The sequence below is a fragment of the Caenispirillum bisanense genome, assembly GCF_039523075.1.
In the GTDB taxonomy this organism is placed as follows: domain Bacteria; phylum Pseudomonadota; class Alphaproteobacteria; order Rhodospirillales; family Rhodospirillaceae; genus Caenispirillum; species Caenispirillum bisanense.
This window is the reverse complement of the sequence record NZ_BAAAEP010000082.1, coordinates 1-12,245: the sequence shown is the minus strand read 5'-3', so window position 1 is coordinate 12,245 and position 12,245 is coordinate 1. Positions and strand designations below refer to the sequence as shown.

At 70.1% G+C, this 12,245-nt stretch carries 10 protein-coding genes, 1 tRNA gene and 1 pseudogene; 8 read left to right on the top strand and 4 right to left on the bottom strand.

Translation table 11 applies throughout. The annotated features are described in order from the left end of the window. Nucleotides 1–258 (bottom strand): annotated as a pseudogene (locus ABD056_RS21665) (hypothetical protein); the annotation flags it as partial. 33 nt (nucleotides 259–291) lie between these two features. On the opposite strand from ABD056_RS21665, the gene ABD056_RS21660 reads away from it, so the two are divergent. Beyond that, nucleotides 292–984 (top strand): YggS family pyridoxal phosphate-dependent enzyme, encoded by a 693-nt coding sequence (locus tag ABD056_RS21660; RefSeq protein WP_343870233.1) that lies wholly within the window; start codon nucleotides 292–294, stop codon nucleotides 982–984. Nucleotides 985–1,029: 45 nt separating this feature from the next. Here ABD056_RS21660 and ABD056_RS21655 read toward each other — a convergent pair whose 3' ends face one another. Next, on the bottom strand, nucleotides 1,030–1,920 hold the full coding sequence (locus ABD056_RS21655; RefSeq protein ID WP_343870231.1) for an ion transporter: 891 nt from the start codon (nucleotides 1,918–1,920) through the stop codon (nucleotides 1,030–1,032). Between the two features lie 142 nt (nucleotides 1,921–2,062). Here ABD056_RS21655 and ABD056_RS21650 point away from each other — a divergent pair. After that, nucleotides 2,063–2,137, top strand: a tRNA-Thr gene (locus ABD056_RS21650). Nucleotides 2,138–2,302: 165 nt separating this feature from the next. On the opposite strand, the gene ABD056_RS21645 is transcribed toward ABD056_RS21650, so the two are convergent. Further along, on the bottom strand, nucleotides 2,303–2,752 hold the full coding sequence (locus tag ABD056_RS21645) for a sigma factor-like helix-turn-helix DNA-binding protein (protein WP_343870229.1): 450 nt from the start codon (nucleotides 2,750–2,752) through the stop codon (nucleotides 2,303–2,305). A 161-nt stretch (nucleotides 2,753–2,913) separates the two neighbouring features. Next, complete coding sequence (locus ABD056_RS21640) at nucleotides 2,914–4,401, bottom strand: sensor histidine kinase (protein WP_343870227.1); 1,488 nt, start codon at nucleotides 4,399–4,401, stop codon at nucleotides 2,914–2,916. A gap of 240 nt (nucleotides 4,402–4,641) precedes the next feature. Here ABD056_RS21640 and ABD056_RS21635 point away from each other — a divergent pair, with 240 nt between their 5' ends. The 6 genes from ABD056_RS21635 to ABD056_RS21610 all read left to right on the top strand — a co-directional run. After that, complete coding sequence (locus ABD056_RS21635; protein ID WP_343870225.1) at nucleotides 4,642–7,536, top strand: bifunctional diguanylate cyclase/phosphodiesterase; 2,895 nt, start codon at nucleotides 4,642–4,644, stop codon at nucleotides 7,534–7,536. Between the two features lie 144 nt (nucleotides 7,537–7,680). After that, nucleotides 7,681–8,421 (top strand): J domain-containing protein, encoded by a 741-nt coding sequence (locus tag ABD056_RS21630; RefSeq protein WP_343870223.1) that lies wholly within the window; start codon nucleotides 7,681–7,683, stop codon nucleotides 8,419–8,421. A 220-nt stretch (nucleotides 8,422–8,641) separates the two neighbouring features. Then, the gene (rimP, locus tag ABD056_RS21625) at nucleotides 8,642–9,193 is read left to right on the top strand and encodes a ribosome maturation factor RimP (RefSeq protein ID WP_425545070.1); all 552 of its coding nucleotides are present in this window, start codon (nucleotides 8,642–8,644) and stop codon (nucleotides 9,191–9,193) included. Between the two features lie 16 nt (nucleotides 9,194–9,209). Next, nucleotides 9,210–10,772: a transcription termination factor NusA gene (gene nusA, locus ABD056_RS21620; RefSeq protein ID WP_343870219.1), complete on the top strand. Its 1,563-nt coding sequence runs from the start codon at nucleotides 9,210–9,212 to the stop codon at nucleotides 10,770–10,772. A gap of 7 nt (nucleotides 10,773–10,779) precedes the next feature. Then, nucleotides 10,780–11,508 (top strand): RNA-binding protein, encoded by a 729-nt coding sequence (locus ABD056_RS21615; protein WP_343870217.1) that lies wholly within the window; start codon nucleotides 10,780–10,782, stop codon nucleotides 11,506–11,508. Between the two features lie 172 nt (nucleotides 11,509–11,680). Further along, the coding region (locus ABD056_RS21610) for a translation initiation factor IF-2 associated domain-containing protein (RefSeq protein ID WP_343870215.1) at nucleotides 11,681–12,245 on the top strand (565 nt) is incomplete at its 3' end.

Sequence of the window (12,245 nt, the reverse complement as noted above, 5' to 3'; positions counted from 1 at the left end):
GGGCCGATGCGGCGCTGTTGTCGCCGGTGTTCCCGACCCGCAGCCAGCCCGCCGCCGCCGCGCCACCGCCGCCACCGTGCAGGCGAGGGCGGCGCGCTCCGCCGCCGCGACCTCGTAATGGCGCAGGCTCAGCACCGTGCCGGCCGGCAGGCGCGCCGCCAGCGCCGCCGGGTCCGGCGTGCGGCGGGCATCGGTGACGGCCACCCGGCAGGGGAAATTGAGCCTGCGGCGGCGCTTTGCTAGGGTGCGGGTCGACATTCCGCCACTCTAGCATCGGGTTCAGCCGCCGCCATGTCCGACCACACCCCTTCCGTCGATACCGCCGCCGCCCTTGCCGAGGTGCAGGCCGCCATTGCCCGTGCGGCGCGCGAGGCGGCGCGGGCGCCGGAATCGGTCACCCTGGTGGCGGTCTCCAAGGTGCATGGCGAGGACCGCATCCTGCCGGTGCTGACCGCCGGCCAGCGGGTGTTCGGCGAAAATCGGGTGCAGGAGGCGCAGGGCAAGTGGCCGGCGCTGAAGGCCCGCTTCCCTGACGTGGAACTGCACCTGATCGGCCCGCTGCAGTCCAACAAGGCGAAGGAGGCGGTGGCGCTGTTCGACGTCATCGAGACGGTGGACCGCGACAAGATCGCCGTGGCGCTGGCCGCCGAGATGGACAAGCAGGGCCGCCGCGTGCCGGTGCTGGTGCAGGTGAACACCGGCCGCGAGCCGCAGAAGGCCGGCATCGCCCCCGACGAGGCCGACGCCTTCATCGCCCGCTGCCGCGACGATCTCGGGCTCGATGTGCGCGGCCTCATGTGCATTCCGCCGGTGGACGAGGAACCGGCCCTGCACTTTGCCCTGCTGCGGGAAATCGCCCGCCGCAACGGCCTTGAGGTGCTGTCCATGGGCATGAGCGACGATTTCCCCACCGCCATCGCGCTGGGCGCCACCCACGTGCGGGTCGGCACCGCCATCTTCGGCAGCCGCCCCACCGCCGACTGAGGGCCGCGGGCAGAGGCTCAGGCGGCGGGGCCGTAGTTTTTATGTTCAGGCGGCCGGGCCGCCTTGGCGGGCGAGCAGCTGCTGCAGGGCCGCCTTCACCTCCGCCAGTTCGCTGCGGATGGCGGCCAGGTCCTGGTGTTCCTCGCGGTGCAGGCTGATGTTCTCCGCCCGGATGATGGCGGCTTCGGCGGCGGCGGCCTCGGCCGCTTCGGCCACCGCCTCCTGCCGGTCCTCGGCGGCGACCGTCGACATGGCGTCGACGATGATGCCGATGAACAGGTTCAGGATGGCGAAGCTCATCATGATGATGAACGGCACGAAGAACATCCACGCCAGCGGGTAGACCTCCATCACCGGCCGCACGATGCCCATGGACCAGCTTTCCAGCGTCATCACCTGGAACAGGGTGTACATGGAGGCGCCGATGGAGCCGAACCAGTCGGGGAAGCTGGCGCCGAACAGCTTGGTCGCCAGCACCGCCCCGACATAGAAGCACAGGCCGATGATGGCGCAGACCGAGAACAGGCCCGGAATGGCGGTGACCAGCGCCGTCACCACCCGCCGCATCTGCGGCACCACCGAAATCAGGCGCAGCACCCGCAGGATGCGCAGCGCCCGCATCACCGCCAGCGGTCCGGTGGCGGGGATGAGCGCGATGCCGACGATGATGAAGTCGAACACGTTCCAGCCGTTGCGGAAGAACGACAGGCGGCGGTAGGCCAGCTTGGCGGCGATCTCGGCCACGAAGATGGCGACCACCACGCGGTCGAGGGTGAGCAGCGCCGTTTCCGCCGCGCCCGTGACCCAACCGGTGGTTTCGAGCCCGAGGGTGATGCCGTTCAGGATGATGAGCGCCATGATGAAGCGCTGGACGGTGGGGCCCTCGACGAAAAGGCCGATGCGGTCGCGCAGGGGCAGGGGGTCCGATGCTGTCATGTCGCTCTTGCCCGGTTGGTCCAGGGGGTGCGGGACGGTGCGGCGGGAGTTTATATGGGGCGCTGGCGGGAATTCAAAGGCGGGCCGTAATGCGGCTTGCAAAATGGCGGCGACCCGCCTATTTTTCCGGCCTCTTCCCGGCGCCGGCGTAGCTCAGGGGTAGAGCAACTGATTCGTAATCAGTAGGTCGTAGGTTCAAATCCTATCGCCGGCACCAGTTTCGAAAGGCCCGTCCGCCCCGCGCGGACGGGCCTTTTCGCTGCCGCATCGACGGCGGGCGGAGGGTGGGCGTTGCGCAGTGCGGAACAAAACCCCGGGCGCCATGGTTGTACTCACCGGCGGCGGCCCCGGCGGTGGCATGGACCACCCCGACCATCCGGTGTCAGCGCCGGGCGCCGCCGCCACCCTGCCCGCTCCTCTGGCGCGGCCGGCTGCTGCCCATGCGGCTGCCGAGCGCGGTCCGGGCGGCGGTCAGGGCGCCGGCGCCGTCCTCGGCCGCCAGCCCGCAGATGGCCGCCGCCTCGGCGGCCGGCAGGGCTTCCACCGTCACCAGCACCAGCATCGCCCGCTGCGGCGGCGGCAGCGCGGCCAGCCGTTCGTGCAGCGGACCGAGGTGGCCGTCGTGCGGACATACCACCTGGCGCGCCGCCTCCTGCACCAGGGTGAACAGTTGCGCCAGGTCGCGGCCCTGCGGCCGGCCGTCGGCATCGCGCGGCAGGCGGGCAATCGCCATGGCGACGGCGGCATCGCCGGCAAGGCGCGAAGCGGTCAGCAGAAAGGCATGGCGGCGGAGGCGGGGCAACAGGCCGCGGAGGGCATGCGCATCAAACATCGGCGACATCCGGCTCCCGTCATAAAGGTACCAGAACACCGCGGCGACGGATCATGCCGCCGCCGTAACCACCCCGTCGGCAAGTATGTGAAGCCCGCCGCCGCCGAGGCAACCGTGGCCGTACCGGCATCCGGCTTACAGAACCGTCGAAAGATCGCGCCTCAACCGATGCCCGGCGGCAGCGGGTCGGCGGCGGCCAGCACCACATGGAAGGTGGAGCCGCGGCCGGGCTCGGACTCCACCCGGATGCGGCCGCCGTGGCGGTCGACGATCTTCTTGGCGATGGCCAGCCCGATGCCGGTGCCGGAATAATGCTCCCGCCCGTGCAGGCGCTGGAAGATCAGGAAGATGCGGTCGAAGTGGGCGGCGTCGATGCCGATGCCGTTGTCGGCGATGGAGAACCGCCAGTGATGCCCGCCCTCCGCCGCCACCGACACGGTGACCACCGGCGGCCGTTCCGGGTGGCGGTACTTGAGGGCGTTGCCGAGCAGGTTCTGGAACAGCCGCACCAGCTCGCCGGGGTCGCCCAGCACCTCCGGCAGGTCGCCGTCCGGCGGCACCACCACGGTGGCGTTGTTCTCCTCCACCGTCAGCCGCAGGTTGGTGAGCGCCTGGCGCAGCACCGCCGCCATGGCGACCGGCGCCATGGGGCGGCCGCTGCGGCCGATGCGGGAATACTCCAGCAGGTCCTGGATCAGCCGCTGCATGCGGGCGGCGCCGTCGACGGCATGGCGGATGAACTCGTCCGCCGTCGGGTCGATGCGGCCGCGATAGCGCCGCTCCAGCAGCTGCAGGTAGCTGGTGATCATGCGCAGCGGTTCCTGCAGGTCGTGGCTGGCGACATAGGCGAACTGCTCCAGCTCGCGGTTCGACTCGGCCAGTTCCTTCACCAGCTGCGACAGCCGTTCCTCCACCCGCTTGCGGTCGGTGATGTCGGAGCGGATGCCGATGAAGCGCCCTTCCGGCGTGCGGCGTTCGCGCACCAGATGCCAGCGGCCCTCGGCGGTGAACAGCTCGAACGGCTCCGGGCTCGGGTTGTGGAGGCGGCGGCGGCGCTTTTCGATGTAGGCCTGCGGATCGGTGCGGGCGAGGGGGTCGGTCACCACCCGCGGCGGCGTCAGCGACAGCCGCACCACGTCGTCGAACGGCCGCCCGCGCATTTGTTCCAGCGGCGGAATGTACCAGAAGAAGTCGCGGTAGGCCTTGTTGAAGAACAGCACCGTGTCGTCGGTGTCGAACAGCACCAGGGCGTCGGGGATGCTGTCCAGCGCCTCGCGCAGCAGCCGTTCGGCGCGCTGCGCCTCCATGTCGCGGGTGACGTCCACCGCCACCAGCCGCACCGCCGGGCCGTCGTCCCAGCGGGTGGCCTGGGCGGTCCAGTCGAGCCAGCGGCGGCGATCGCTGCCCGGCCCCTGCAGCCGCCCGCGCACCGCCTCCTTCGCCTCGGCCGGGGCGGCGGCGGCGTCCTCGGCCAGGGCGAGCAGCGCCTCCGCCTCCGGCAGCTCGGCCAGGGCGGCATGGCCGTCCATCAGGGCGCGGCCGGCATCATTGGCCCACAGCACCGGAAACGGCTGCGCCGCCGCCGTCACCAGCACCGGCTGCGGCAACTGGTCAAGCAGGTCGCGGAACGTGTCCCGGTTGTGCGGCATTCGAGAGGACTGCCTGTGGTTCAAGCGATGCGTGCCGGAGGGTAGCAGGACGGGGCCGGCGAATGAACGCGAAAGTCTCGCTGCATCATTCCAGCAAGGGCTGTGTCTTTGCACGTCTTTTGATCTGCGGCCCCGCCAGAGGTGTTGCCCTTACCCCTGTTGCGGCCGTAACATGGCGCCAGACACCTGGGGGAGGGGTCCCGCTCGCGCGGGACGCAGGGAGCGGATGGCCGCCAGTCGATGAGCACCGAGAGCGTGAAGCAGGGCCACGCGCCGTCGCCGGCGTCCGGGCTCGATCTCGTTCCGCCGCCGGACCTGCACCGCAGTGCTCTGGACGGTGCGCCCGACGCCATCGTCGTGCTTGACCATGACGGCATCATCCTGGCCTGGAACCGCGCCGCCTCCGCCCTGCTGGGGCACGACGCGGCCGAGGTGGTGGGGGCGCCGGTCGACCTGATCCTGACCGTGCCCGACGGCGGCCTCGACCTCTTCCTCGGCGATCCGCCCGATGCGGTCGAAGCCGGCGGCCGGCGGTTCCTGCCGCTGGTGGCCGCCGACGGCCGCACCCTGACCTGCGAGATCACCATCGGCGTCGCCCCGGCGCCCTGCCGGCTGTTCGTCTGCACCCTGCGCGACGCCACCCTGGCCTTCGCCGGCCTGGGCGACGTGTGGGACGGCGCGGAAGAGCGCCTCGGCTCGCTGGCCGCCAACATGCCGGGCATCATCTTCCAGCGGGTGATGCAGCCCGACGGCACCATCTACTACCCGTTCTTCTCCGCCGGGGTGCGCGACCTGCTGGGCTACGAGCCCGAGGACATGCGGCTGGCCCGCGACGGCTGCATCGACGCCATCCACTGGGCCGACCGCGACCGCTACATGCAGGCCATGCGCCGCTCGGCCCAGGATCTCTGCGTCTATACCGAGGAATTCCGCGCCATCGCCGCCAGCGGCGAGGTCAAGTGGCTGTCCGGCACCGCGCGGCCGGAGCGCATGCCCAACGGCGACATCCTGTGGGACGGCGTGCTGATCGACGTCACCGACCGCATGCGGGCGGAGCAGCGGCTGGAAATGATCATGGATCATGCCGCCGACTGCATCATCACCATCGGCGAGAGCGGGCTTGTCGAAACGGTGAATGCCGCCACCACGCTCACCTTCGGCTATGCCGAAAGCGAGCTGATCGGCCGCAACGTCAGCGTGCTGATGCCGCCGGTCCACCGCGACCGCCACCAGAGCTACATCCGCCGCTACCTCGGCACCGGCGAGAGCAGCATGCTCGGCGCCGGGGCGCGGGAACTGGAAGGCCAGCGCAAGGACGGCACCGTCTTCCCCATCGAACTGGCGCTGTCGGAGGTGCTGAGCGAGGGGCGGCGGGTGTTCATCGCCGTGCTGCGCGACATCACCGCCCGCAAGGAGACGGAACGCGCCCTGCACGAGACCGAGCAGCGGCTGCGCACCATCGCCGACAACATCAACGGCATGGTGTTCCAGCGCATTCTCGAAGCCGACGGGTCGGTGCGCTACACCTACGTCAACGAGGGCGCCAAGAAGGTGGCGGGCATCGACCCGGAGGAAATGCTGGCCGATGCCAGCCTGTTCCTCGACCGCCTCAACCCCGACGACCGGGCCGCCTTCATGGAAGCGCTGTCCCGCTCCGCCCGCAGCCTGGAGCCGGTGGAGATGGACGTGCGCGTCATCCACCGCTCCGGCGAGGAACGCTGGCTGCGCTCGTGGTCGCGGCCGCGGCGGCTGGACGACGGGCGCATGGCGTGGGACGGCGTGGCGCTGGACGTCACCGACCGCAAGCGGGCGGAGGAACGGCTGATGTTCCTCGCCTACTACGACCCGATGACCGGCCTCGGCAACCGCACCCTGTTCCTGGAGCGGTTCCACCGGGCGCGGGCGCAGGCCAACCGCACCCAGTCGTGGATCGGCTTCCTGTCGCTCGGCCTTGACCGCTTCAGCATCATCAATGCCACCCTCGGCCATTCGGTGGGCGACCGGGTGCTGAAGGCGGTGGCGGAGCGGCTGCAGGGCTGCTGCGGCAGCAGCGACGTGCTGTGCCGCGCCGGCGGCGACCGCTTCATGGTGCTGCTGACCGGCATCGCCACCCTGGCGGAGATGTTCGAGGCGGTTGAGCGCATCCACGCCGCCTTCGCCCAGCCCATCGCCATCGACGGGCAGGAGTTCGACCTCACCCTGTCGATCGGCGGCAGCCTTTATCCGCGCGACGGCGACTCGGCGGAAACCCTCATCATGCACGCCGATGCCGCGCTCAACCGGGCGAAGGCGCAGGGCCCCGGCAGCTTCCAGCTGTTCAGCGAGGAAATGGGCCAGCGGGCGGTGCAGACCCTGGCCATGCAGGCCCGCCTGCGCCGCGCCATCGAAAACCGCGAGTTCGTCGCCTTCTTCCAGCCGCAGGTGGACGTGCGCACCGGCGCCTTCGTCGGCATGGAGGCGCTGGCCCGCTGGCAGAGCCCCGACCGCGGCCTGGTGCCGCCCGGCGAGTTCATCCCGGTGGCGGAGGAATTCGGCCTCATCGACGCCATCTGCGAGCAGGTGCTGGACGACGCCTGCCGCTGGACCAAGGCCTGGCACGACGCCGGCCTGCCGCAGGTGCCGGTGGCGGTGAACATTTCCGGCCGCCAGTTCCACAACTCCCGCCGGCTGCTGCAGACGGTGGAGGACGCCCTGGCCGCCACCGGCCTGGACCCGCGCTTCCTGGAGCTGGAGCTGACGGAAAGCTCGGCCATGACCGACCCGGAGAACGCCATCGCCGTGGTGCGGCAGCTGCGTGACCGCGGCGTTGCCTCCTCCATCGACGATTTCGGCACCGGCTATTCGTCGCTGTCGGTGCTGAAGCGGTTCCCCATCCGCAAGCTGAAGATCGACCGCAGCTTCGTGCTCGACGTCACCACCGACATGAACGACGCCGCCATCGTCTGCGCCATGATCGCCATGGCCAATGCGCTGAACCTGAAGGTGGTGGCCGAAGGCGTGGAAACCATGGAACACCTGGACTTCCTGCACGGCGTCGGCTGCGACAGCATCCAGGGCTATCTGGTCGCCAAACCGTTGCCGGCGGCCGAGATGGAGGCCCTGTTCCGCAAGGGCCCGCCCCTCAAGCCGCGCTGACTCGCCCGAGTCGCCGATGATTCCGTTGCGAACCCGACATGAAAACCGCCGTGCTCCGGTGCCTGCAACTGCTTTTGCAGATAGGGCGGCGCGGGAACGCCACGACCTTGAAACGTCACGGAAACTACATGCGGAGCCGGCGCCGTGAGCGGCCATGTGAAAGCCTCCTACACGGTGCCCTGCGCCTCCGCCTTCCGCGATGCGGTGGAGGCCCTGGCCTGCCGCAAGGGCGTCAATGCCGGCGACATCGCCCGCTCGATCATGCTGGTGGTGCCGCCGCTGGAGATCGAGAGCCACCCCGACCCCGGCGGCCCGGCCGAGGAGGATCGCGAGACGGTGGTGCTGAAAAGCGGCCCCTCCCAGGGGCGGCCGTGGAAGCGCAAGCCGCGCCTGCAGGTGCGCACCGTGCCGGGACTGTCGATCCCCTTCATCCGCCGGGCGCTCGACATCGCGCTGAAGCTGGAAAGCGGCGCCCGCCGCATCGACCTGATCGACCCCCGCAGCCGCACCGGCCGCCCGTCGCCCCAGGCCGAGGCCGCCCCGCCTCCGCCTCCCCCGCCGCCACCTCCCCCTCCGCCACCACCGCCTCCGCCTCCGCCTCCTCCGCCTCCGCCTCCCAAGGCCGAGCCGGACCCGGCGCTGCTGGAGGAGCTGGAGCGGCTGCGGGCAGTCGTTTCGGTGCTGGCGTTCGAGCCGCTGCCCAACGGCGTGCAGACGCGCGAGGAAGCGCTCTACGTGCTCGGGTTTCCGCCCTCGGCGCGGCCCGACAAGCACACCCTGCGGGCGCGGTTCCGCATGCTGGCGACCATCCACCACCCGGACGGCCGCTATGGCAGTCACGACCGCATGGCGCAGATCAACGCCGCCATCGATCTGTTGCGCTGACGGAACGGGGATGGCGCGCCGACGGCGCCGTGAACGCGGGTCTGCGGCCGCATCGCCGTCCGCTGCGGCCCGGTGCTGCCCGCCGTCACCCTTGCATGACGCGCGCAATCGGTTATATTACACCGTGTAATCCGACATTCTCATACCCCTCCGGGGTTTCGAGAGTGGGCCCCGAAGGCCCGCTCTTTTTTGTTTCACCACCACGGATGAAGACCGACCGATGGACCTGATGACCCGCATCTCTGACCTGATCGAGCCGACGCTCGACGACATGGGCTACGAGCTTGTGCGCGTGCAGCTGTTCGGCGGCCAGCGGCAGACGCTGCAGATCATGGCGGAACGCAAGGACGGCGGCATGGGCATCGAGGACTGCACGGCCATCAGCCATGCCGTCTCGGCCATTCTCGACGTCGAGGACCCCATCGCCGGCGCCTATCATCTGGAGGTCAGCTCCCCCGGCCTGGACCGGCCGCTGACCCGCGCCAAGGACTTCGTCACCTGGGCCGGCTTCGATGCCAAGGTGGAACTGGCGCAGCCGCACGACGGCCGCAAGCGCTTCTCCGGCCAGCTGCTCGGCCTGGATGCCGAGGCGGACACGGTGCAGATGCGGCTGGTGGAGACCAACGAGGAGGTGAGCATCCCGCGCGCCGAGATCGGCAAGGCGAAGCTCATCCTCAACGACTCCCTGCTGGCCTGGGCCAAGGCGCAGCAGGACGAAGAGGCCGGCGACAGCGACAGCGACGACACGGCCGTCAACGACGACGACAACTGAGGCTAGGCGAAGAGAGATGGAACGAACCGTAGGCATGGCCCGTCCGGAGCTTCTGCAGGTCGCCGACACGGTGGCCCGCGACAAGGGCATCGACCGGGAGGAAGTGTTCCTCGCCATGGAGCAGGCCATTCAGAAGGCCGGGCGCTCCAAGTACGGGCACGAGAACGACATCCGCGCCACCATCGACCGCCACAGCGGCGAAATCCGCCTCGCCCGTTACCTTGAGGTCGTGCCGACGCGCGCCGAGGTCGAGGACGAGAACATCCAGATCCCGCTCGACCGCGCCAGCCGCAAGAAGCCGGGCATCGAGGTCGGCCAGTTCCTGGTCGATCCGCTGCCGCCCATCGACTTCGGCCGCATCGCCGCCCAGACCGCCAAGCAGGTCATCGTCCAGAAGGTCCGCGACGCCGAGCGCGAGCGCCAGTACAACGAGTACAAGGACCGCATCGGCGAGATCGTCAACGGCCTGGTCAAGCGCGTCGAGTTCGGCAACGTCATCGTCGACCTGGGCCGGGCGGAGGCGCTCATGCGCCGCGACGACCTGATCCCGCGCGAGCACTTCAAGAACGGCGACCGCGTGCGCTGCTACATCAAGGACGTGCGGCAGGAGCCGCGCGGCCCGCAGATCTTCTGCTCGCGCACCGACCCCGGCTTCATGGCCGCCCTGTTCGCCCAGGAAGTGCCGGAAATCTACGACGGCATCATCGAGATCAAGGCGGTCGCCCGCGACCCCGGCTCGCGCGCCAAGATCGCCGTGCTGAGCAAGGACAACTCCATCGACCCGGTCGGCGCCTGCGTCGGCATGCGCGGCTCGCGCGTGCAGGCGGTGGTGGCCGAGCTGCAGGGCGAGAAGATCGACATCATCCAGTGGTCCGAGGACGCCGCCACCTTCGTGGTCAACGGCCTCGCCCCGGCGGAAGTGGCCAAGGTGGTGCTGGACGAGGAAAGCCGCCGCATCGAAGTGGTGGTGCCCGACGATCAGCTGTCGCTGGCCATCGGCCGCCGCGGCCAGAACGTGCGCCTGGCCAGCCAGCTGACCGGCTGGGACATCGACATCATGACCGAGGCGGAAGAGAGCGAGCGCCGGCAGGAAGAATTCCGCACCCGCTCGGCTTTGTTCATCGAGGCCCTGGATATCGACGACGTCATTGCCCATCTCCTGGTCACCGAAGGGTTCGAGACCCTGGAGGAGATCGCCTATTGCCCGCTCGATGAACTGTCGACCATCGAAGGCTTCGATGAGGACGTGGCGGCGGAACTCCAGGCCCGCGCCCGCGTCTTCATCGAGGAGCGCAACGAAAAGGCCGACGAGCGCCGCCGCGAACTGGGCGTCGCCGACGAGCTGATGGAGGTCGACGGCCTCACCCCGGTGATGGTGGTGAAGCTGGGCGAGAACGACGTCAAGACCCTCGACGACCTGGGCGATCTGGCCGGTGACGAACTGCGGGAGATCGTCGGCAAGGACGAACTGACCGCCGACGAAGCCAACGCCATCATCATGGCCGCCCGCGCCCACTGGTTCGCCGAGGAGGACGCGGCTGCCGCCGCCGACGCCGGCGACGAGACGACGGAGGGCTGAGCGGCCGATGACGCAGCAGCAGCGGCCGGAAGACCCCGCCGTCCCGGCTCCCGCAGCGGAGCCGGCGGCGACGGCGGACGAGGACCAGGGCGATGTCGGGCCGGCCGATGAGGACGGCGCCGACGACGACCTCGACCCGTCCGGTCCGCACCGCCGCTGCATCGTCTCCGGCACGGTGCTGCCCAAGGATGCGCTGATGCGCTTTGTGGTGGCACCGGACGGAACCGTGGTCCCGGATCTGGAAAACGCCCTCCCCGGTCGGGGTTTGTGGTTGAGCCCCCGCCGGGATATGATAGAAACGGCCGTGACCAAACGGGCCTTTGCCCGGGCGGCCCGGCGCAAGGTGGACGTTCCGCCCGATCTGGCGGACCGGATTGACCTGCTGATGCGCCGCAAGTTCCTGAACCTGCTGGGCCTGGCCCGGCGTTCGGGGGCGGTGACCGCCGGTTTCGACAAGGTGCGCGCCCTGCTGAAGGATCAGCGGCAGGGTGCGGCCGTTCTTCTGGAGGCCAGCGACGGCGCCGAGGACGGCCGCGGCAAGATCAGGGCTCTCGCCCCCGGTCTGCCGGTGATAGACCTGTTCACCGCCGCCGAACTGGGCGGCGCCCTCGGACGGGACATCGTCGTGCATGGGGTGGTGACGGCACAGGGCCGGGCCCAGGCGTCCATGGCGGCGCGATTGAAAGAGCAGGCGGAGCGGCTTGCCGTGTATAGGGGAGGCCGGTCTTCGTGCTGACGGAAGGATGAGACGGGCGACCGTCCGGCAGAGCCGGATCGCCGCCAGGAATTTTGTGAAGGGTCCGGCCCGGCCGGATCGTTCGAAGGAGGCTTCCGCATAGGCTGCGGTGCCTTCACACGAGGTCCCGCGCAACGGCCGGGACCGGGGAACCGGAGACTGATTGAAGCTTATGGCGAACGAGAACGAACGGAAGGCCCCTCTGACGCTCGGAAAAGGGAAGCTGGAACTGCCGAAGCGGGTCGAGACCGACCAGGTGAAGCAGAGCTTCTCCCACGGCCGCACCAAGGTGGTGCAGGTCGAGCGCCGCAAGAAGCGCCATGTGGCGCCCGGCGCCGAGGGTCAGGCGCCCCAGGGTGCGGAGGCTCCCGCGGCCGAGGCGCCGCAGGTCGAGCGTGCCGCCTCCCCCGGCGGCGTGCGGCTGCAGCCGAAGTCCGGCCGTGTCGAGCCGCCGCGCCGTGACACGCGCGGCGTGACGCCGCCGTCGGGCAACCTGGCGAACGAAGAGCGCCAGCGTCGCCTGGCCGCCCTGCAGGGCGCCATCATCGACCAGAAGCGCCGCGAGGAAGAGGAAGCCCGCCGCGCCGCGGAAGAGGCCGCCCGCCGCAAGGCCGAGGAAGAAGAGCGCCGCAAGCGCGAGGCGGAAGAAGCCCGCCGCGCCGCCGAGGAAGAGGCCGCCCGCCGGGCCGCCGAAGCCGCCGCGGCCAGCCAGCCGGCTGCCCCCGTCGCCGACCAGT

Coding starts and splice junctions, on each gene's coding strand:
- ABD056_RS21660 (WP_343870233.1), top strand. CDS start 292: ATGTCCGACCACACCCCTTCCGTCGATACCGCCGCCGCCCTTGCCGAG.
- ABD056_RS21655 (WP_343870231.1), bottom strand. CDS start 1,920: ATGACAGCATCGGACCCCCTGCCCCTGCGCGACCGCATCGGCCTTTTC.
- ABD056_RS21645 (WP_343870229.1), bottom strand. CDS start 2,752: ATGTTTGATGCGCATGCCCTCCGCGGCCTGTTGCCCCGCCTCCGCCGC.
- ABD056_RS21640 (WP_343870227.1), bottom strand. CDS start 4,401: ATGCCGCACAACCGGGACACGTTCCGCGACCTGCTTGACCAGTTGCCG.
- ABD056_RS21635 (WP_343870225.1), top strand. CDS start 4,642: ATGAGCACCGAGAGCGTGAAGCAGGGCCACGCGCCGTCGCCGGCGTCC.
- rimP (WP_425545070.1), top strand. CDS start 8,642: ATGGACCTGATGACCCGCATCTCTGACCTGATCGAGCCGACGCTCGAC.
- nusA (WP_343870219.1), top strand. CDS start 9,210: ATGGAACGAACCGTAGGCATGGCCCGTCCGGAGCTTCTGCAGGTCGCC.
- ABD056_RS21615 (WP_343870217.1), top strand. CDS start 10,780: ATGACGCAGCAGCAGCGGCCGGAAGACCCCGCCGTCCCGGCTCCCGCA.